We start from the raw sequence: 20143 nt of genomic DNA, 5'->3' as shown, positions 1-20143 counted from the left end.
GATGGATGTCGTCCTGATTGTCTATTTCTCGGCAGCAGCGTTTGCAGCAGCGGCGGCCTTTGCCTTGACCTTTGATATTTCCTCGATCAGGAAGTCGCGGAATACAGCGATGCGTTTTGAATGACGCAGTTCTTCGGGGTAAACAAAATAGGCATCGAAGCTTGGTCCTTCGAGTTCCGGCAGAATACGCACCAGATTGCTGTTGGATGGCAGCAGATAGTCGGGCAGGGCCGAAATCCCCAATCCGGACTCGGTTGCACGGAAGATGCCATAGATATTGTTCAGCTTCAGGATCGGGCGCATGTCCGGTTTGAACTGCTGAGCTGTCGCCATCATCCAGTTGACGTTGGAAACCGGCGGGCGGGCATCCGCACCATAAATAATAAGGCGGTGATCCTTGAGCTCTTCCGGGGTTTTGGGCATGCCGTACTGTTTGATATATTCCGGCGATGCAAACACATGATAGCGCAGGGTCATCAACTGGCGCTGAACAAGATCGGCCTGACGCGGCGGCTGCATGCGGATGGCGACATCGGCCTCACGCATGGCAAGGTCGAGTTCCTCGTCATTGAGCACCAGCGACAATTCGATTTCCGGATAGCGTTCAAGGAATTCGTTGATTCGCGGCGTTAACCAGGTCGACCCAAAGGCAACAGTTGTCGTGACCTTGAGCGGGCCGCTGGGCCGTTCCTTTGATTCGCGAATGCGGGCCTCGGCCATGGATAGTTTGGCAAAGACATCATGGGCGGTACGATAAAGCAGCTCGCCCTGCTCGGTCAGGATCAGGCCACGCGCATGGCGATGGAAAAGCGGGACCTTCACGCTTTCTTCGAGTGCGCTGATCTGCCGGCTGACGGCAGACTGGCTCAGATTAAGGTTTTCCCCTGCGTGGGTGAAGCTCCCGGCTTCGGCAACAGCGTGAAAGACACGCAGCTTGTCCCAGTCCATAGACCTGCTCCTAGATTCACCAGCGCACGGTCGATGCGCCAGACCCCTGATAATGGTTCTCTTCTTTTATGGTCAATTTGGTTTCAACACTGTTAAGTGCCTCACAGGCTTTGACCAAGTACATGATTATTCAATCAATATGAGGCCTGTAGCATTTTCTGCAAGAAGACATTTTCATGGTCTTATCACGGTGCGTCACGATTTACGGCGCAATGTGAGGGATCCGGCGGGGTCGCGGAAGGCTGGAACCATTAAAAAAGGGGGCGCCAGAAGCGTCCCCTTTTGGTGTTTGCATCACCTTGTGCCAAAAGATCAGGCTTCGTGCTCGGCGATGAATTTTTCAGCTTCAAGGGCCGCCATGCAGCCCATGCCCGCTGCTGTCACGGCCTGACGGTAAACCTTGTCGGTGACGTCGCCTGCGGCGTAAACGCCTTCGACGTTGGTCACTGTGGTGCCCGGTTTGACGAGGATATAGTTTTCATCATCCATTTGGACCTGGCCCTTGAACACGGCAGTTGCCGGGTCATGACCGATGGCAACAAAGAAACCGTCTGCCGGGATATCAAGTACTGCATCGGTTTTGACATTGCGCACACGAACCGCTTCAACGCCATCCATCGGGCCGTCACCGCCCAGAATGTCGTCGACAACGCTGTCCCAGACGACCTCGATCTTTTCGTGCTTCAGCAGGCGTTCCTGCAGCATCTTCTCTGCCCGAAGCTCGTCGCGGCGGTGGATCAGGGTCACCTTGGAGCAGATGCCCGCCAGATAAAGTGCTTCTTCAACGGCGGTGTTGCCGCCACCAACAACCGTGACCGGTTTGTTGCGATAGAAGAAGCCATCACAGGTCGCGCAGGCTGAAACGCCGCGGCCATTGAATTTCTCTTCGCCGGGCAGACCCAGCCAGCGGGCCTGTGCACCGGTCGAGATAATGACGGTCTCGGCAATATAAGTATCGCCGGAGTCGCCCTTGCAGACGAATGGACGCTTGGAAAAATCGACCTCGGTGATCAGGTCATGCACCATTTTGGTGCCGACATGTTCGGCCTGCGCCTTCATCTGATCCATCAGCCATGGGCCCTGGATGACATCGGCAAAGCCCGGATAGTTTTCGACATCGGTGGTGATCGTCAACTGGCCGCCCGGCTGAAGGCCCATAACCATCATGGGTTCGAGGTTGGCACGTGCTGCATAGATCGCGGCGGTGTAACCGGCAGGGCCGGAGCCAATGATAAGGACTTTGGTCTGATGTTCCTGGGCCATGGTGTCTGTATATGTCCGAGATGAGTAAAAACTGATGTCGAACATATGAGGAGACCGCGAAAGACGCAACCGCCAGAGGAAAAGTTTGCAGACCGAGGCAGAGCGCCTGATGCGGGATAAAATTTCACGTCTGAAACCAGTAAAACCCGGAAGGCAACAGGGGACGTTGTTTAAATGGCGTTACCCCGGCAACAGGGTGCCCGGAAACCGGATTCTGCAGCATTTTCAGCTACGGTATCCAAGCACAAGATTGCATTATGACGTGGATTATATTATTGCCAGCAACCTGCCTCGCTGTAATATTGTTTCAATCGGGGTAACTTTCGCGCACAGAATCGAGGAATAAATGCAACGGGTCAAACTCGACAAGATCGACCGCAGAATCTTGCGCGATCTGCAGGAAGATGGCCGCATGACCAATGTGGAACTTGCACGTCGTGCAGGTATTTCAGCACCTCCCTGCCTGCGTCGTGTGCGTGCTCTTGAAGAAACCGGCTTCATTCAGGGCTATCACGCCGAAGTGGATGCACAGGCGCTTGGCTATAATGTGACTGTGTTCGCGATGGTGGGGCTGGCAAGCCAGGCGGAGCACGACCTGCGCGCGTTCGAGGCCCGTGCTGCGGAATGGCCGGAAGTCCGCGAATGCCACATGGTGGCTGGTGAAATGGACTTTCTGCTTAAGATTGTCTCACACAGCTGGGATGAATATCAGAAATTCCTGACCACCGAACTGACCGTTGCCGAGAACGTCAATCACGTCAAATCGGCCCTTTCGATTCGCACGGCTAAAAACATGCCGGGCGTGCCGATTGATATTGATGTCGAGGACTGATAACCGAACACGACATACGCGGTATGTTATCTAGTGACTGGAACAGGGGAGGTTTTTGACCTCCCCTGTTTTGCATTAGGACGGGCTTTGCCAGTTAACAGAAGGAGCCCCCACCTTTTCAGCGGTTTCGGAATTTGAGTTTGTTTCTGATGGTGTGTCAGGGGATGTTATCGGCTTTGCTGCTTCCTCGCACAGGGCGGAAACATAAGCGCTGATGTTCAAGTCCTGACACTGTTTCAAACTTTCGATGGTTCCGGACTTGCGGCCAGCACGGGCCAAAAGCGAGATCCGTTCAGGAAAGTAAATAGCGGCGGTGATTTGTTCTGGAAATTTGAGCAAAGCATCATGCCACGTTTGAAGGGCATCATCCCACCGGCCCCGCTCGGCATATTCATCACGCAACAGTTTAAAGATCTCCATTCCAGCCTGGGGATCTTGGTGGGCCAGTTCCAGATTAAGCAATGCCTTGGCTTTTTGACCTTGTTCCTTGCGGGCAAGATAGGCGATGCGTCGGGCAACCGGGTCAGTATCTGTCGGACCATCAAGCGATTTCAGAGCGAGATCTAGCGCTTCTTCAAGGTCGCCGCGCTCTGCGAGAATGCGAGCACGCTCGCCATAGACCGACTTCTTGATGGCAGAGAAACCCGGACCTTCCCAAACAACCTTTTGCAAGGAAGCGGTATCTGCCTCGGGCGGGAAGTCGCCGTCCATATACTCACGTTGGATATAGAGTTTGGTTTCGAGAAGACGTTCAGAAGCAGGTGCGTGATCGTCGCTTAGTCCGTCAAACATTCCAGAGAGGTCTTTACCGACATTAGTCAAGCCGACATTCAGAACGTCAGACAGATTGGTGTATTCGCCGAGCTGTTTCTTACTATTTTCGATTTCCTGTTCGCGGGCAATTTTTTCGGCCTGAACGCGCTTTTGTTCGCTGTCGAGGCGTTCGAGTACGGTTGTCATCCTCTCCCAGTCATAGCCTGCGCGAAACAGCAAATCCACGGCGAGAAGATCTGCTTCGTCTTCCTGATGGCGTTTCCACCCAGGGTACAGAATGCTGTTGTTAATGCGATACATGCCAAAACCGGAAATCATCAGGGCTTTGGCTGCATTTTGGGTTGCAGCATTGTCAGAATTCCCAGCCAGCCAGCCGGCTGCAAATTGTGAGGCAACAATGATCGATTTGTCTTCGATTGCCTGTTGGTCGTCAGCATTGTGATGCTGAAGCAGAGCATGCGCGAGTTCATGTGCGATGATGGCAGCCACTTCATCTTCGTCATCGGCATTAAGCAAGACGGACGTGTTCAGTCTTAGAATGCCGTTTGCGCTCATGGACGCGCTGTAATTGTCACTTCGGATGATTGCGACGGAAATCTCGGGTCTTTCATGGGGCCACTGTTCAATCAGTCGGGAAACGATTGAATAAACGTAGGATGTAAGTGCCTTGGCGCCTTCGCCGCTTAGTTCCTGAATACTGTTAAACTGGAGTTCGCGAAGTTCAAGATCACGCGCAGACAGCTCTTTCAATGCTTCTGCACGCTCTGTTTCCATACGGTTTCTGACGTTAAAGCCAATTTGCTGACCATCTTGCTCGACGTTGAACTGATCGAGCAATGTCGTAAATGGCGTCACTTCGACGGGGTCAGCGATACGGTCCTCGGCGCTTTCGATAAGTTTCCCGTCAAATGTATTATAGGTTCCACCAGAGACGTGTGTCTGAAGGGTCTTCATCGTCTGACAACCAGAAAGAACGGTAGTCGCAATCATTGCGGCAACGATGAACGCAGATCGGTTCGAAGCCATTGATCCCGGAACAAGGCGTTTGAGGCTGACGGGAAATTGCATCATTTAATCCCCCGTCCAGAATGGCTTTTCTCATCCGAGGGTCTGCCGGTTTTCGCTTCGAGAATAGAAATGTTGGTCGGGGCCAGATCGGCCGGTTGATTAACCTGTACTGACATGGATCGGACCCAGAAATTGTCCTTTATTTTATAGAGTTTTCCACCCCTTGCTGTTCCAAGCACATTGACCGGAAGCGGCAGTGTATCAATCTTTTTTTGTCCCACAGCTTTGGCTTTGTCATCATAGACTGTGATCTTTCCATCAGCTGAAATGTAGTTGATAATCTGCAGTCTGGGCTGGTCTTCTGCGTTGGCGGGCAGAATCGAAGGAATCATGATTGCCAGACAAAAGATGCACATCATTGCCCAAACGAACTTCCGAGACATTGTGGAGCCCTCCAAACTGCTCTTGTTTCTGTGTGTGAAGAAGTTGCTATTCATGAATATTTCCCTTCGCGGTGGGGCGCTGCACAGTTGTACTGTAGCAAAACGCAATATATGCCCAGCCGAGCCCTATAAGGCCGATCCAGTTGATTGGTGACCATCGTAGGATGAAAAAGGTCGCGGCGATCAAGGCGAAGAAGAAGACGACACACGCCAGCGCCAGCAACGAAAACCTGATAAAGCCTTTTGGGAGGGCTGGTTTCGAGTGAGCATGGCCATTGCTGGCCAATCGCCAGCGAAGCAAAGTCAGGACAAGCAGCCCGGCAATTTCAATGGCATCAGTCCCGTCGGCCTCCCACAAAAGATCCGGGGCAGCGCGTTGCAAATCCGACCCCAGTGCAAGTGCATTATCAAGGGCCATAGCATGCGCCATAACACCTGGAACTGTTCCTTGAACGGGTGAAATGACGGTGTCTCGTACGCCCGCAACATCCAGACCAATCAGGACGACCTTGTTGTTTAGGAAGTCTTCCAGAATTTCGCGGGAAGCCTGAACCTGCTTTGCGTTGTCGACCGTTGCCAAGTGACTTGCCTGTTTTGCGCGCACGACCAGGTCGAAGGCGGATATATGCGGATGGTAGATACAGTTCGCTGAGATATCTGGGCGCAGTCGCTCCGAGAACGCGCCAATAAAATAGCTGGCACTTCGCATCAGTTTTTCAATTAATCCATCAGAAGGTTTGGCACAGTCATTGCCTTCACCATCGAAACTTGCCGGATAAAGCCGTTGATTTATCGGTGCTGTGGCTTCCCCCCATCTGACAGAGATTGCTTGTGGAATTGATTCGGTTAGATGCTGTTCATCGCCAAGCTTTGTGTCCGGGCATACTCCGGCTTCGTCGTTATCATTCGTTCCTGTGCTGCAGACTGCTTTGAGAAGCTCTGCTGCAGGCGAAAGCAAGGTTTTCCCGTCGCACTTTGTGTACATCGGGTAGTCGTTTCCGTAACCGGAGAACCTGAAAAATGGCAGATCGGTTACGGCATCGTCTATTTTCTGGAGAACACTGATGCTGTCGGAAAAGCAGTTTTCGGTTTGAGCATGAACTGATGCGGCACCCATGGCAAAGACGGGTGTATCATTGACGTCACGAATCGCGCGGATGCTATCTGCGAAGAAATCTAGGTCCTCTTCCTGCCCGCGTGGATCAAGAAAAAGAAGATCAAAGAAAATTGCTTTAGGCCCATAAGTTCCAACGGACGATAACAAGGTGTCATATTGGTCAAATGACGGGGGCCAATCGAAAAACTCGCTCTCGACTGACGCATCATCAATCAGAACGACCGCGATGTCGTCACGCGCATGGCCAGGGTAGAATGGTGAGGTGACCTGATAGAAAACATTTTTGGACCGTTCGTCAGTTGTATTTGAAAAGCCGAACGGATCCACAAACATGATCGCGACCAGGATCAGTAGGTCTGGCACTGATCGAAACAGAGCGTAAAAAGGACGTAGCGGCTCCGAAAGGCGCCGTTTCAATGCAGCAATTATAAACACATATAGGCCCCGAATTCGTTCACCCCGCGCGAACAGTCTTCCCGTTTCTCTTCTTGGATAAGTTTGTTTCGGAAAGGCGTATCTTAGGGCTACATTAATTAGGTCAATGTGCAATTTAAAGAGAAATTAGGTGGTTGATCTTCAATTTTTATGTGTATTTTTTCTGGGATAGTCACCATTGATGGTCGCCAACTTCGAGTCATTCTCGGTGTTGATGTGTCGGAATTTTGCTCGCCACACTGATGTTGCCGAAGTTCAATCATGTTAATTTCGCTTACCAGGATGGTGCGGGAAAAACCTTTTGTTGCTCTTGTTGATATCTTCGTTGAGGACTGATCAAGGGCCTCTCATACCTGCTCTTAAACCTATGATGTTGACAGTAAAACCGGCGCCAATTTGCGCCGGTTTATTTGTTGCCTGACCCTTGTAAGGATAGGGGCAAGGTATCATCTCCAATAAACCTATACGTGTTGCATCCGGTCTATACGATATCGGCAATGGAGCCATGCGCGTGCGTGAAAGTGATCCGGACGCGAATTTGATCGTAGGAAGAAAGTCCCGCAAAACAGATATTTAGCAAGGGGCTATCTATAGATGTCTTGCATCTTTCTTCCTAAACGTCCGGATGAAAATCCTTGTCAGGAACACTAGATAGCAATAAGTATAGTACCTATACATAAGGTTTACTGTTTATATCTTAGGATGGTAATTGGAAGCATTTCAAAAAGCCCCGGAAACCAGCACGAACTATGCCGTTGAAGAGGACGGTTGGCGCGGGATCGTGCCGACGATCCTTTTTGCGATTGTCGGGGTGACGCTTCTGGCTGTCCTTTCTTATCGGCCATCTGATGCCATGCAGGGTGTCGGGATGGTTTTTCCGTTCACGATGACCGAGCAGGAAATTCTCGAACAAGTCGGCGAGGCTGGTGGTCGTGTTGCGAGATTCGGGGGCTTTGGGCGCATGGCTGTCGTCGTTCGTGACGATGGCGCGGTGCCGGAAGCCGAGGATTTCGGTGCTTTGTTTGCAATGTCGCCGTTGATTACGTCAGCCTGTTTCGATGCTGGCGCAGCGAAGAACGCCTTTTGAGAGTTGGGTGAAAACCTATGGAAAAGTTACAAGAAATTCGCGCCAATGCGATTAAAGCCCTGTTTGTCATCATGGCTGTGCATATACCGCTGAGCGCGATTGCCGGGCATTTTGCAAGCGGTGACGCTGTTTCGCCGCTGATCGCGAGCGCGATATTTGCAGTCATTGCATTTGTTGTTTGTCGTGCAGCTGGCCCGCAGGCGCAGATTTCGCGCTTTATTGTTGCCTCTGCGTTGATTTTGCAGGTCGCGGTGCTGGTATATGCCTTCCGCGGGCATGAATGGCAGATCGACATCCACATGTATTTCTTTGCCGCCCTGGCTGTGCTTGGCGCGCTGGTGTGCTGGAAAACGATTGTGGTGGTGTCCGGGGTGATTGCCCTGCACCATCTGGTTTTGAATTTTGCGGTACCGTACTGGGTATTTCCCGAGGGTGCGGATTTCTTCCGTGTCGTGCTGCACGCCGTTGTTGTGATTGTTGAAGCCGGCGTTTTGATTTGGTCAAGCAAAAGCCTGTACCAGACGCTGGCCAATGCCGAAACGGCACGTAGCGAGGCCGAAGAAGCGGCAAGTTCGGCGCAGACACTGCTTGCCCAGAACGAGCAGCTGCGCAAACAGCGCAATGTTGAACGCGATAACTTCAAACGTGAACTGGCAGAGCAGATTACCGCAATGATTGGTAAATCTGCGAGCGCGGTTGACGCAGAATCGGTCCAGCTTCAACAGCGCGCCCAACATCTTAATGAACGTGCGCGTCGGGGGCGTGACGCCTCTGTTGGTGCTGTACACGCGTCCGAGGAAACATCGCAAAACGTCCAGTCAGCGGCATCGGCTGTTGAGGAGATCAACGCATCGGCAGACGAGATTTCGCGCCAGATCGTCCGGGCGCGCGAGATTACCGACAATGCGGTTTCGCGTTCCTCAACTGCGAGCGAGCGGATCGAATGGCTGTCAAACGCGGCTGACAAAATCGGCGAGGTCGTTAACCTGATTACCGATATCGCGTCCCAAACCAACTTGCTGGCGTTGAATGCGACAATCGAGGCCGCCCGTGCCGGTGAGGCGGGCAAAGGCTTTGCTGTTGTGGCCAACGAGGTCAAGAACCTTGCCAACCAGACAGCCCGTGCGACCGATGAAATCGCCCAACAGATTGCGGACATTCAGTCAGCGACAGGTGATTCAGTGGCTGCGGTGAATGGTGTTTCGGAAACCATCGGAGATCTGGTGGAAGTTGCGGCAACCATTTCGTCGACGATGGATGAACAACAGAACGCAACCCGTGAGATCGCGCAAAGCCTGAATGTTACTGTTGATGCGACACGTGATCTTTCTGACCTGATCCATCAGCTTTCCGAAATTTCTGATCAGACTGGCGAAACCGCAACTGATCTTTTGGGAAGTGCGGATCATCTTGGGTCCGAAGCAACCGATCTTAACCGCAATGTCGAGGCGGTTCTCGATCAGTTGGCGAAATCCGGATAAGTTCCAGCCTGCGTCCCAACCAGCAAAAAAGCCGGGCATCTGCCCGGCTTTTTTTGTCTGTGTCTCGATGAAATTCTGAAATGAAAAAAGCCCGGGAATTTCCCGGGCCCTGATCTTGATCAGCTGTTTCCCGGTCAGGAAAAATCGACCTTCAGAATTTCATAGCTTTTGGTGCCGCCCGGTACGGTGACTTCGACAGAATCACCAACCGACTTGCCAATCAGCGCACGACCGATCGGAGACGTGGTCGAAATACGACCTGCGTTGATGTCGGCTTCAATCGGGCCGACCACCTGATAGGTGGTTTCCTCTTCGGTGTCTTCGTCGACAAGTTCTACCTTGGCGCCGAATTTAACGACATTGCCAGCCAAAGATGGCACGTCGATCACTTCGGAGCGGCTCAGAACGTCTTCGAGCTCGGCAATACGACCTTCGCAGAAACTTTGGCGTTCGCGTGCGGCATGGTATTCGGCGTTTTCCGAAAGATCGCCATGCTCACGGGCGTCCGCGATGGCCTTGATGATTTCAAGGCGTTCAACGGACTTGCGATGCTTCAGTTCTTCTTCGAGACGCTGATGCCCCTGGGGGGTCATTGGTACTTTTTCCATCGCGCTCACAGCCTATTCTTATTAGCGGTCGATACTACAAAATCAACCGCCCGGCATCCCGCCGGGCGGTCTGAATTCTTCCGTCAGGTTCGAACGAGAACCTTAGTACTTGTCCCCAAGATATTCCTGAACGGGTCGGACTGCAAGTGCGCCGCGTTTCAGGTTGTCGATTGCACGCAAAGTAGCACGGGCACCGGCAACTGTGGTGTAGTACGGGATGTCATCGGTAAGAGCGGTCCGGCGGATCGAGAAACTGTCGACCACGGCCTGTTTGCTCTCTGTGGTGTTGAACACCAGTTTGATATCGCCGTTCTTCATCATGTCCACAATGTGGGGACGTCCTTCCTGTACCTTATTGACCGGGGTGACGTCCAGCCCTTCTTTTTCAAGAACTTCCGCCGTTCCGTGGGTTGCAACCACACCAAAACCAAGGGCAATGGCGTCGCGCGCCAGTTGAACAGCGGCAGGCTTGTCATAGTTTTTGACCGAGATGAACACCTTGCCTTCAAGCGGCAGGGTGTGGCCTGCTGCCATCTGTGCCTTGGCAAAGGCGCGACCGAAATCGGTATCAAGACCCATGACCTCACCGGTCGAGCGCATTTCCGGGCCAAGCAGGGTGTCGACACCCGGGAAGCGGTTGAAGGGAAGGACCGCTTCCTTGACGGCAATATGCTTGAACGGACCGTGATCAATGTCAAAGTCAGCAAGCTTTTCGCCAGCCATGATGCGGGCGCCGATTTTGGCAATCGGGTTGCCAGTGGCCTTGGCGACGAACGGCACCGTACGCGAGGCACGCGGGTTGACCTCGATCAGATAGATCTCGTCATCCTTGATCGCGAACTGAACGTTCATCAGGCCGACGACATCAAGCGCCTTGGCAAGTTCAACCGTCTGCGCCTTGAGGCGTTCGATCATCGCATCATCAAGCGAATAGGGCGGCAGCGAACACGCCGAGTCACCGGAATGAATGCCGGCTTCCTCGATGTGCTGCATGATGCCTGCGACAAAAACGTTCTCGCCGTCTGACACCGCATCGGCATCAATTTCAATCGCATCAAGCAGGAAGCTGTCGATCAGGACCGGGCTTTTGCCAGAGACCTGAACGGCTTCGTGCATGTAGCGCAGAAGGTCTTCGGTGGTGTGGACGATTTCCATCGCACGACCACCCAGAACATAGCTTGGGCGGATGACGATCGGATAACCGATGCCCTCAGCGATCTGGACAGCTTCGTCGACTGAACGGGCAATGCCGTTGGCCGGCTGCTTCATGCCAAGCTTGTTGATCAGTTCCTGGAACCGGTCGCGGTCTTCGGCAAGGTCAATGCTGTCCGGGCTGGTGCCGAGGATCGGGATGCCGGCATTTTCAAGTGCGGCGGAAAGTTTCAGCGGGGTCTGACCGCCATACTGAACAATAACGCCAAGCAGCTCGCCCTTGGACTGTTCAAGCTGGCAAAGTTCGATCACGTCCTCGGCCGTCAGCGGCTCGAAATACAGGCGGTCGGAGGTGTCATAGTCCGTTGAAACCGTTTCCGGGTTACAGTTGACCATGATGGCTTCAACGCCTGCTTCGCGCAGCGCATAGGCCGCGTGCACACAGCAGTAGTCAAACTCGATCCCCTGACCGATACGGTTCGGCCCACCACCAAGGATGATGACTTTCTTGCGGTCGGTGACTTCGGCTTCGTTTTCCGGCTCGAAGAAGCCATCACCTTCATACATGGAATACATGTACGAGGTGCGTGACGGGAATTCGGCAGCGCAGGTATCGATACGTTTGTAAACCGGGCGCAGGCCAAGCGCCTGACGGTCCGCACGGACAGCGTCTTCTTCCTTGCCGGCCAACTCGGCAAGTCGCGCATCCGAGAAGCCAAGCTTCTTGAGGCGCAACAGTTCCTGCTTGTCGGCCGGGATGCCATTGGCGCGGACTTTTTCTTCTTCGCCAACCAGCATTTCAAGCTGTTTGAGATACCAGGGATCAAACTTCGTTGCCGTCTGGATTTCTTCAAGCGTCAGGCCATGACGGAAAGCCTGGGCGGCGTAAAGAATACGGAACGGGATCGGCTGGGTCAGCTTCGCACGGATAGCGGCCTTGTCCGGGGCACCTTCGATTTTGACTTCATTCAGGCCGGTAAGCCCGGTCTCCATCGAACGCAGGCCTTTTTGCAGGCTTTCGGCAAAGCAGCCGCCGATTGACATGGCTTCACCAACCGACTTCATCGCAGTACCCAAAAGCGGCTTGGCACCCGGGAACTTTTCAAAGGTGAAGCGCGGGATCTTGGTGACGACATAGTCGATGGTCGGCTCGAACGAGGCCGGGGTCACGCCGGTGATGTCGTTATCAAGTTCATCAAGGGTGTAACCAACTGCCAGCTTTGCGGCGATCTTGGCAATCGGGAAGCCGGTCGCCTTGGATGCCAGCGCGGAGGAGCGCGATACGCGCGGGTTCATTTCAATGACGATCAGACGACCGTCATCCGGGTTCACCGCGAACTGAACGTTCGAGCCACCGGTATCCACACCGATCTCGCGCAGGACGGCAAGCGATGCGTCGCGCATGATCTGGTATTCTTTGTCGGTCAGGGTCAGGGCCGGGGCCACCGTGATCGAGTCACCCGTGTGAATGCCCATCGGGTCGACGTTTTCGATCGAGCAAATGATGATGCAGTTATCCGCATTGTCGCGGACGACTTCCATTTCATATTCTTTCCAGCCCAGAATGGACTCTTCGATCAGGACCGTGTGGGTCGGGGAAATTGCCAGACCGTTGCGCACGATCTGTTCGAATTCTTCACGGTTATAGGCAATGCCGCCACCTTCACCACCCAGGGTGAAGCTTGGGCGGATGATCGCCGGAAGGCCTGTGACCTCAAGCGCCTTGACCGCGTCCTCGAAGGTGCTGACCATCGCAGAGCGGGCACTTTCAAGGCCGATCTTGTCCATGGCCTCGCGGAACAGCTGACGGTCTTCGGCCTTTTCGATGACGTGCTTCTTCGCACCGATCATCTCGACGCCGTATTTTTCAAGCGTGCCATCATCATGCAGGGCAAGGGCCGTGTTAAGAGCCGTCTGACCGCCCATGGTCGGCAGGATCGCGTCCGGGCGTTCCTTTTCGATGATCTTGGCAACCATGGCCGGTTTGATCGGCTCGATATAGGTTGCATCGGCCAGGTTCGGGTCCGTCATGATGGTCGCCGGGTTCGAGTTGACCAGAATGACCCGGTAACCCTCTTCCTTGAGCGCCTTACAGGCCTGAGCACCGGAATAGTCAAACTCGCAAGCCTGACCAATAACAATCGGGCCGGCGCCGATGATGAGGATTGATTTGATATCTGTACGTTTCGGCATGTCGTTTTCCGCTTTTCGCAAGGGCAGGCGCGATGGCAGCACCGCCTCGTTTAAGTCCGTTAATCGCGTAGTCTTGGGCGTGTCCTGATTATCGGGTCAGGCTTTGGCGTCCTCGATCAGACCAACGAAACGTTTGAACAGGTAGTGGCTGTCATGTGGCCCCGGCGATGCTTCGGGGTGGTACTGAACCGCAAAGACCGGCTTGTCCTTAAGGCGCAATCCCGCAAGCGAACCATCAAACAGCGAGAAGTGCGTTGCTTCGACGTTGTCAGGCAGGCTGTCCTTGTCGACGACAAAGCCATGGTTCTGGGATGTGATTTCAACAACGCCGGTGGTCGTGTCCTTGACCGGGTGGTTCGCACCACGATGGCCGACATCCATTTTCATGGTTTTCGCACCAAGTGCCAGCGCCATCATCTGATGACCAAGGCAGATGCCAAAGACCGGCTTGCCGCTGTCGATCAGGGTTTTGATGGTCGGGACCGCATATTCGCCAGTGGCTGCCGGATCGCCCGGGCCGTTGGACAGGAAGATACCATCCGGGTTCATCGCAAGAATTTCATCGGCCGGGGTGGTGGCCGGAACAACCGAGACCTTGCAATCAAGGCTGGCCAAGTTGCGCAGGATGTTGCGCTTAACACCGTAATCGATGGCAACGACATGGTGCTTGGCATTGCCGACCTTGCCATATCCGCCTTCGCGGCTCCAAAGCGCTTCGTCCCAGTCGTAACCGGTGGTGCAGCTGTTGTCCTTGGCAAGGTCCATGCCTTCAAGGCCCGGCCAGTCATTGGCCTTGGCGATGAGTGCCGGGATATCAAAGGTGCCGTCCGGGCTGTGGCAGATCACACCGTTTGGTGCGCCTTCGGTCCGGATGCGTTTGGTCAGGTGGCGGGTATCAACGCCTGCAATCCCGATCCGGCCATGTTCTGCCAGCCACTCGTTGAAATGCTTCTGGGCGCGGTAGCTCGAAGGATCGGTAATGTCCTGGCGCAGGATGCAGCCAAGGGCGACCGGTTTGGCGTTTTCGATGTCTTCGTCGTTGGTGCCGACATTGCCGATATGGGGGAAGGTAAAGGTGATCATCTGACCGGCGTAAGACGGGTCCGTCATGATTTCCTGATAGCCCGTGATCGAGGTGTTGAAGCAGACTTCACCAACGACCTCTCCTCGGGCCCCGACGCCGCGTCCCCAAAAAACTGAACCGTCTGCGAGAACCAGAACGGCAGAAGCACCAGGTGGCGGGGTGTGCGTGGGCGCTGACATTGGCAAATGTCCTTTCGATCTTTCCACGGTGAAACACGGAGTCTTTTTATATATAATATTTCTACGCAAGCCGATAAAAACGGCTGCAATTAACCTGCATACCGGCCATGCAGACGTGCCAAGCGGTTTCCAGCAAGATGAACTGACGATGGTTAAAGCGGCAGTGTTGCATGCTGAAAGCGGGGCAAAGCGTGATCCCGGCAGGCAAATTGGCGGATGTCTACGGGAGTCGGCATGGCATGTCAAGAACGCATCTAAACTTTTATTTATTCAATAAAATCAATGACTTAGATATTAATGTTTTCTTTGCTTCAATTGCCGATTTGCGGTATGTTCGCTCCTTTCTTCCACAGAATCAGAGATGAGCCATGCTGCGATCGCAGCTTAATGACGCTTTGAAAAAGGCTGTCCTCGAAAAGGATGCCTGCTCCGTAACCACCGTGCGCCTTATTCTGGCTGCACTGAAAGAACGCGATATTGCCGCGCGGAGCGATGGCAACACGGACGGCATTTCAGATGACGAGATCATCAATCTGCTTCAGGCGATGGTAAAGCAACGCCGTGAAAGCATCGAAATGTACACCAAGGGCAACCGCCCGGAACTGGCAGAACAGGAAGCGCAAGAAATTGCGGTGATCGAAAAGTTCCTGCCAGCCCAGTTGTCTGATGACGAAATCGAAGAAGCCGTGCGCGGTACGGTTTCGGAAATCGGTGCAACCTGCCTTAAGGATATGGGCCGCACCATGGCCGCACTTCGCGAGAAGTACAGCGGTACGATGGATTTCGGCAAAGCTGGCGGTGTTGCCAAAAAACTGTTGGGTTAATCCTAACAGCACACTGTAATTTGGAAGCCGGGCGTGTAAAATCGTCCGGCTTTCGTCGTCCCGGGACCGGGCAATAATCACATCAAATCAGGTCAACCGGGGCAGGGACCAATCAACTTCGTCGCAGCATGTCGCTGTGGCATTACGGGAACGGGGCACACATGAGCTTTCCCCAGTCGTTTCTTGACGACCTGCGGGCACGGGTGGGGCTGGCGGACGTCGTCGGTACATCGGTGAAGCTGATCAAACGCGGCCGGGAATATTCCGGGCTGTGCCCGTTCCATTCTGAAAAATCCCCGTCGTTTACCGTCAACGAGCAAAAGGGTTTCTATCACTGCTTTGGCTGCGGGGCGCATGGCGATGTCATCAGCTTTGTGATGAATACCCGCGGCCTGACCTTTGTCGAGGCGGTCGAAGTACTGGCCAACCAGGTCGGTATGGAGGTTCCCAAACAATCGCGCGAAGCGCAGGAACGCGAAAAAAAGGCCAAAACCCTTTACGAGGTCATGGAAGCAGCCTGTGCGTTCTTTGAGCGGATGTTGCGCATGCCCGAAGGCAAGGAAGGGCTTGATTACTTCCATCAGCGCGGGCTGGATGACAAAACCATCTCTGACTTCCGGCTGGGGTATGCCCCGGATAATCGCGGGGCCCTTAAGGCCGCCCTTAAACGCGAAGATATCGACGAAAAGCTGATGGTCGAAGCCGGACTTCTGATTGAGCCCGAAGATAGCGGTCGTCAAAGCTATGACCGGTTCCGTGGCCGCGTCATGTTCCCGATCCTGGATCGGCGCGGACGGGTGGTCGCGTTTGGTGGCCGTGTGATGGGCGACGGCAAGCCGAAATACCTTAACAGTCCGGACACCCCGCTGTTTCACAAGGGGCGATTGCTGTATGGCCTGCCGCAGGCGCGCGAAGCATCACAACAGGATGCGCCGATCATCGTGACCGAAGGCTATATGGATGTGATTGCCCTGCATCGCGCGGGCTTTCGCGGGGCGGTGGCCCCACTGGGCACGGCAGTGACCGAAGAACAGATTGGTGAACTTTGGAAAATGACCAACGAGCCGATCCTGTGTCTGGATGGGGATGCCGCCGGAAAGCGGGCCGCTGTGCGTGCGGCCGAACGTGCCCTGCCGATCCTGCGCCCCGGCAAATCATTGCTGTTTTCCATCCTGCCCGAGGGCGAGGACCCCGATAGTTTGATGGCAGCCCCGGACGGCTTTAACAGTTTCCGTAAAATTATTGATCATGCCGTGCCGTTGGCAGAGCTTGTCTGGCGCATGGATGCAGGGACGCACAAGATTGATACGCCCGAACGGCGTGCCGCCCTTGAAGCCACGATCAATCAGCGCATCTCCGTGATCGCCGACGAAGCTGTGCGGTCACAATACAATTCGTTTTTCCGCGACCGCATCTGGAAACTGTTCAAGGGTGATCGCGGCGGAAAGGCTGCAAACCGCTCCGGGTATTCCGGTGGGTTTCAAAATAAAAAAAGCGGCTGGGGTGGCAAACGCGGAAAAAATGACCATTTCTGGGGTCCGGCCGGTAAAGCGGTACCGGGCATGTCGCGACCGCCCATGCAAAAGAAGCGCGACCTGCAGGACTCCATTCTTTTGCTGACGCTGATCAATCATCCTGCCTTGCATGACGAGATCGGTGAACAGCTTGGAATCTATAGTTGTGCAGACTCCGCGCTTGACAATCTTCGTCGGGCCGTCTTAAAGCTGCTTGACGATGATCCTGGACTTGATTGCGAAACGATCAAGGCCCATTTGGAGCGCGACGGGCTGTCAGAGACAGTTTTGCGGGTGGTTGGTGCGGATGTAATTGCGCACGCTGCTTTCGCCAAGCCCGAAACGCCGCTTGAACGGGCCCTGACGGGTTGGAAGCAGGTTTTTTCCATGGCTGTAAGCTCCCTGGAGGACGAAGAGGCAAAATACGCCGTCCGACAGTTGGCAGCAGATACCAGCGAGGAGGAATGGGAGAGGTTTTCTCATCGACGAGACGATCTCGCCCGGCGCCGGGAGAAAGTGTTTAAGCTCGACGACTGATCTTGGATCAATGTGTGGTCTGGATCAGCGATCGGGCTATTTGTGATTTGCGCTAAGAGATACGGCGCTTGGGACAACAACGGTACGAACGTACCCAGCGGGAAACGGGGAATAGATGTCGTCTAAGACTTCGAACGCTGAAGAGAAAAAGAACTCTTCTGAAAACACAGACGGACCTCTTCTCGATACATACAAGGCGGCCATTAAAAAGCTCATTGCCAAGGGCAAGGAGAAAGGCCACATCTCGGTCGATGAGTTGAACGCGGCCCTGCCATCCGAGCATTTCTCCTCGGAGCAGATCGAAGACGTGATGAGCAATCTCAACGAGATGGGCATCAATGTCATCGATGCTGACGAAGCCGACGACAATGACGACAGCGACGATGCCGAAGCCGATCCGCGTGGCAACATCTCGGAAGAAGATGTTGGCCGGACCGATGACCCGGTACGTATGTATCTGCGCGAAATGGGCAGTGTTGAGCTGCTTTCGCGCGAAGGCGAAATCGCCATTGCCAAACGTATTGAAGCCGGTCGTGACATGATGATTGGCGGGATCTGCGAATCCCCGCTGACCATTCGTGCGATCGTGAATTGGCATGACCAGCTTCAGGCTGGCGAGCTTCTGCTGCGTGACGTTATTGACCTTGAAACCACCTATGGCGGTGGTCCGGAGGCGGAAATTGCCGCAGCCGAGGGTGAGGACGAAGAAGATACCGACGTCGATGCGGAAGCCGATGTCGAAAGCTTTGAATCTGCCAATGACGATGATGACGAGGCAGAAACCGAAACCCCCGCAGGCATTACCGACGAGGCCGAGGAAGAAGAGGACGACGAAGAAGAGTCCGAAAAATCCGAAGGCGAAGAAGGTGAGGGTGACGGCGACGACGACGACGATGACGAGAACGAGCAGGTCAACGTTTCGCTTTCCAAAATGGAAGAGGAACTGACCGAGCAGGTTCTTGAGAAGTTCGAACTGATCGCCAAGACCTATGAGAAATTGCACAAGGCGCAGGAACAGCGTCTTGTGGCGCTGAACAAGGGTGAAGCCGTTCCGGCCGCAACCGAGAAGCGCTATAACAAGCTCAAGAACGAGATGGTCGATCTGATGGAAGATGTTCACCTGAACAACTTCCGTATCGAAGAGCTTCTGGATCACATGACCGGTTTGAACAACCGTCTGCTGGGTCTTGAAGGCAAGCTTCTGCGCTTTGCGGATCGTTGCAAGATCAAACGTCCGGACTTCATCAAACAGTATCAGGGCCATGAACTTGACCCGAACTGGATGGAGCGCGTTGGCGGCTTGCCGGGCAAGGGGTGGAAAACCTTTGTCGAACGCTATTCCGATGAAATTGCCAATCTGCGCGAAGGCGTTGGTGGTGTTTCCGCCGAGGTCGGGCTGCCGATTGGCGAATTCCGTCGCGTTTATGGCGTGGTCAACAAGGGCGAACGTGAAGCCGGCCGGGCGAAAAAGGAAATGATCGAGGCCAACCTGCGTCTCGTGATCTCGATCGCCAAGAAATACACCAACCGTGGTCTTCAGTTCCTTGACCTGATTCAGGAAGGCAACATTGGCCTGATGAAGGCGGTGGACAAATTCGAATATCGCCGCGGGTACAAATTCTCGACCTATGCGACCTGGTGGATCCGTCAGGCCATTACGCGTTCGATCGCCGATCAGGCGCGCACGATCCGTATTCCGGTTCACATGATAGAGACCATCAACAAGCTGGTGCGTACATCGCGCCAGATGCTGCATGAAATCGGCCGTGAACCGACCCCGGAAGAGCTGGCTGAAAAACTGCAGATGCCGCTTGAGAAGGTCCGCAAGGTTCTGAAAATCGCCAAAGAGCCGATCTCGCTCGAAACCCCCATCGGGGACGAGGAAGACAGCCATCTTGGCGATTTCATCGAAGACAAGAACGCCGTTCAGCCGCTCGATGCTGCGATCCAGGCCAACCTGCGTGAAACCACCACGCGCGTTCTGGCGTCGCTCACCCCGCGTGAAGAACGTGTTCTGCGTATGCGTTTCGGGATCGGCATGAACACCGACCACACCCTCGAAGAGGTTGGTCAGCAGTTCTCTGTGACCCGCGAACGTATCCGTCAGATCGAAGCAAAAGCGCTGCGCAAGCTCAAGCATCCGTCGCGCTCGCGTAAATTGCGTTCGTTCCTCGATTATTAAGAAATTACGCGACGTTCGGGCTTGACCTTGGCCGGAAAATCGCTAGTTTTCGGGACCGCACCGGACCACCGGTGCGGTCTTTTCTTTACCCGGACTTTTGTCTTGGGGACCCGTAGCTCAATTGGTTAGAGCCGACCGCTCATAACGGTCTGGTTGGGGGTTCAAGTCCCTCCGGGTCTACCGTGCAGCAATTGTCATGTCACGTGCCACAAAAGTTGTCATTCGTGCCATAAAAGCTGTCATTCGTGCCAAGAAGTTGACAACGATTTCGCACTACAGCGGCAGCTCCTTCTCATCTGTGTCTAGAGCATCAACGAAACAGCAATTAGCTGGTTTGTTGTTCATGCCGACCAGAAATTCGCGCCTGGAGTTTGACCTGATCGGCCATGCGTTGCCCCAGCCCGAGCATAAATTAAGAAAACAGCCCCGAGTCTTATAAGTTATTCAATTGGCATCAGGTCTTTTCCAGGCTGGCTTAGCCT

General features: G+C 54.1%; 16 protein-coding genes and 1 tRNA gene. 9 read left to right on the top strand and 8 right to left on the bottom strand.

Features of this window, described 5'->3' with window-relative positions; translation table 11 throughout:
• Positions 1 to 21: 21 nt before the first annotated feature.
• Positions 22 to 948, bottom strand: coding sequence for a LysR family transcriptional regulator (locus tag B2R48_RS03460; protein WP_062956387.1), 927 nt, complete (start codon positions 946 to 948; stop codon positions 22 to 24).
• A gap of 312 nt (positions 949 to 1260) precedes the next feature.
• Entirely contained in the window at positions 1261 to 2211 is a 951-nt protein-coding gene (gene trxB, locus B2R48_RS03455; protein WP_062956386.1) for a thioredoxin-disulfide reductase, read from the bottom strand.
• A gap of 346 nt (positions 2212 to 2557) precedes the next feature.
• On the opposite strand from trxB, the gene B2R48_RS03450 reads away from it, so the two are divergent.
• Positions 2558 to 3043, top strand: a complete 486-nt coding sequence (locus B2R48_RS03450; protein ID WP_062956385.1) for an Lrp/AsnC family transcriptional regulator — start codon at positions 2558 to 2560, stop codon at positions 3041 to 3043.
• Positions 3044 to 3118: 75 nt separating this feature from the next.
• Here B2R48_RS03450 and B2R48_RS03445 read toward each other — a convergent pair whose 3' ends face one another.
• The 3 genes from B2R48_RS03445 to B2R48_RS03435 are packed head-to-tail and all read right to left on the bottom strand — an operon-like array spanning position 3119 to position 6718.
• Positions 3119 to 4888, bottom strand: coding sequence for a M48 family metallopeptidase (locus B2R48_RS03445; protein WP_296997823.1), 1770 nt, complete (start codon positions 4886 to 4888; stop codon positions 3119 to 3121).
• Complete coding sequence (locus B2R48_RS03440; protein ID WP_296997820.1) at positions 4885 to 5322, bottom strand: hypothetical protein; 438 nt, start codon at positions 5320 to 5322, stop codon at positions 4885 to 4887. The genes B2R48_RS03445 and B2R48_RS03440 overlap by 4 nt, the downstream gene beginning before the upstream one ends.
• Positions 5315 to 6718: a CHASE2 domain-containing protein gene (locus tag B2R48_RS03435; RefSeq protein WP_296997817.1), complete on the bottom strand. Its 1404-nt coding sequence runs from the start codon at positions 6716 to 6718 to the stop codon at positions 5315 to 5317. The genes B2R48_RS03440 and B2R48_RS03435 overlap by 8 nt, the downstream gene beginning before the upstream one ends.
• Positions 6719 to 7529: 811 nt before the next feature.
• Between B2R48_RS03435 and B2R48_RS03430 the strand changes: the two genes are divergently transcribed.
• Together B2R48_RS03430 and B2R48_RS03425 are read left to right on the top strand one after the other, a co-directional pair.
• Positions 7530 to 7907, top strand: a complete 378-nt coding sequence (locus tag B2R48_RS03430; RefSeq protein ID WP_062956384.1) for a hypothetical protein — start codon at positions 7530 to 7532, stop codon at positions 7905 to 7907.
• Between the two features lie 17 nt (positions 7908 to 7924).
• Positions 7925 to 9388 (top strand): methyl-accepting chemotaxis protein, encoded by a 1464-nt coding sequence (locus B2R48_RS03425; RefSeq protein WP_062956383.1) that lies wholly within the window; start codon positions 7925 to 7927, stop codon positions 9386 to 9388.
• 134 nt (positions 9389 to 9522) lie between these two features.
• Here the strand turns inward: B2R48_RS03425 and greA are convergent, their stop codons facing one another.
• The 3 genes from greA to carA all read right to left on the bottom strand — a co-directional run bounded on the left by greA (position 9523) and on the right by carA (position 14604).
• Entirely contained in the window at positions 9523 to 9996 is a 474-nt protein-coding gene (greA, locus tag B2R48_RS03420; protein WP_062956382.1) for a transcription elongation factor GreA, read from the bottom strand.
• A gap of 102 nt (positions 9997 to 10098) precedes the next feature.
• A complete protein-coding gene (gene carB / locus B2R48_RS03415) occupies positions 10099 to 13341 on the bottom strand; it encodes a carbamoyl-phosphate synthase large subunit (RefSeq protein WP_296997808.1) in 3243 nt (1080 codons plus the stop codon).
• 96 nt (positions 13342 to 13437) lie between these two features.
• The gene (gene carA / locus B2R48_RS03410; protein WP_296997805.1) at positions 13438 to 14604 is read right to left on the bottom strand and encodes a glutamine-hydrolyzing carbamoyl-phosphate synthase small subunit; all 1167 of its coding nucleotides are present in this window, start codon (positions 14602 to 14604) and stop codon (positions 13438 to 13440) included.
• Here carA and B2R48_RS03405 point away from each other — a divergent pair.
• The 6 genes from B2R48_RS03405 to B2R48_RS03380 all read left to right on the top strand — a co-directional run bounded on the left by B2R48_RS03405 (position 14591) and on the right by B2R48_RS03380 (position 20100).
• Positions 14591 to 14881: a hypothetical protein gene (locus tag B2R48_RS03405; RefSeq protein ID WP_296997803.1), complete on the top strand. Its 291-nt coding sequence runs from the start codon at positions 14591 to 14593 to the stop codon at positions 14879 to 14881. The genes carA and B2R48_RS03405 overlap by 14 nt on opposite strands.
• Before the next feature lie 91 nt (positions 14882 to 14972).
• On the top strand, positions 14973 to 15428 hold the full coding sequence (locus B2R48_RS03400; RefSeq protein WP_062956380.1) for a GatB/YqeY domain-containing protein: 456 nt from the start codon (positions 14973 to 14975) through the stop codon (positions 15426 to 15428).
• A 161-nt stretch (positions 15429 to 15589) separates the two neighbouring features.
• Complete coding sequence (gene dnaG, locus B2R48_RS03395) at positions 15590 to 17479, top strand: DNA primase (RefSeq protein ID WP_296997800.1); 1890 nt, start codon at positions 15590 to 15592, stop codon at positions 17477 to 17479.
• Positions 17480 to 17594: 115 nt separating this feature from the next.
• Complete coding sequence (gene rpoD / locus B2R48_RS03390; RefSeq protein ID WP_296997798.1) at positions 17595 to 19661, top strand: RNA polymerase sigma factor RpoD; 2067 nt, start codon at positions 17595 to 17597, stop codon at positions 19659 to 19661.
• 106 nt (positions 19662 to 19767) lie between these two features.
• Positions 19768 to 19841 (top strand) — tRNA-Ile (locus B2R48_RS03385).
• Between the two features lie 16 nt (positions 19842 to 19857).
• Positions 19858 to 20100, top strand: a complete 243-nt coding sequence (locus tag B2R48_RS03380; RefSeq protein WP_296997796.1) for a hypothetical protein — start codon at positions 19858 to 19860, stop codon at positions 20098 to 20100.
• Positions 20101 to 20143 lie beyond the last annotated feature (43 nt).

The organism is Thalassospira sp. UBA848 (assembly GCF_002295455.1).
GTDB lineage: Bacteria > Pseudomonadota > Alphaproteobacteria > Rhodospirillales > Thalassospiraceae > Thalassospira.
This window is presented reverse-complemented; position numbering and strand designations above follow the sequence as displayed.

Excerpts from the sequence above, each read along its gene's own strand:
- B2R48_RS03460 (WP_062956387.1), bottom strand. The coding sequence starts at position 948 with ATGGACTGGGACAAGCTGCGTGTCTTTCACGCTGTTGCCGAAGCCGGG.
- trxB (WP_062956386.1), bottom strand. The coding sequence starts at position 2,211 with ATGGCCCAGGAACATCAGACCAAAGTCCTTATCATTGGCTCCGGCCCT.
- B2R48_RS03450 (WP_062956385.1), top strand. The coding sequence starts at position 2,558 with ATGCAACGGGTCAAACTCGACAAGATCGACCGCAGAATCTTGCGCGAT.
- B2R48_RS03445 (WP_296997823.1), bottom strand. The coding sequence starts at position 4,888 with ATGATGCAATTTCCCGTCAGCCTCAAACGCCTTGTTCCGGGATCAATG.
- B2R48_RS03440 (WP_296997820.1), bottom strand. The coding sequence starts at position 5,322 with ATGAATAGCAACTTCTTCACACACAGAAACAAGAGCAGTTTGGAGGGC.
- B2R48_RS03435 (WP_296997817.1), bottom strand. The coding sequence starts at position 6,718 with ATGTTTGTGGATCCGTTCGGCTTTTCAAATACAACTGACGAACGGTCC.
- B2R48_RS03425 (WP_062956383.1), top strand. The coding sequence starts at position 7,925 with ATGGAAAAGTTACAAGAAATTCGCGCCAATGCGATTAAAGCCCTGTTT.
- greA (WP_062956382.1), bottom strand. The coding sequence starts at position 9,996 with ATGGAAAAAGTACCAATGACCCCCCAGGGGCATCAGCGTCTCGAAGAA.
- carB (WP_296997808.1), bottom strand. The coding sequence starts at position 13,341 with ATGCCGAAACGTACAGATATCAAATCAATCCTCATCATCGGCGCCGGC.
- carA (WP_296997805.1), bottom strand. The coding sequence starts at position 14,604 with ATGTCAGCGCCCACGCACACCCCGCCACCTGGTGCTTCTGCCGTTCTG.
- B2R48_RS03400 (WP_062956380.1), top strand. The coding sequence starts at position 14,973 with ATGCTGCGATCGCAGCTTAATGACGCTTTGAAAAAGGCTGTCCTCGAA.
- dnaG (WP_296997800.1), top strand. The coding sequence starts at position 15,590 with ATGAGCTTTCCCCAGTCGTTTCTTGACGACCTGCGGGCACGGGTGGGG.
- rpoD (WP_296997798.1), top strand. The coding sequence starts at position 17,595 with ATGTCGTCTAAGACTTCGAACGCTGAAGAGAAAAAGAACTCTTCTGAA.
- B2R48_RS03380 (WP_296997796.1), top strand. The coding sequence starts at position 19,858 with ATGTCACGTGCCACAAAAGTTGTCATTCGTGCCATAAAAGCTGTCATT.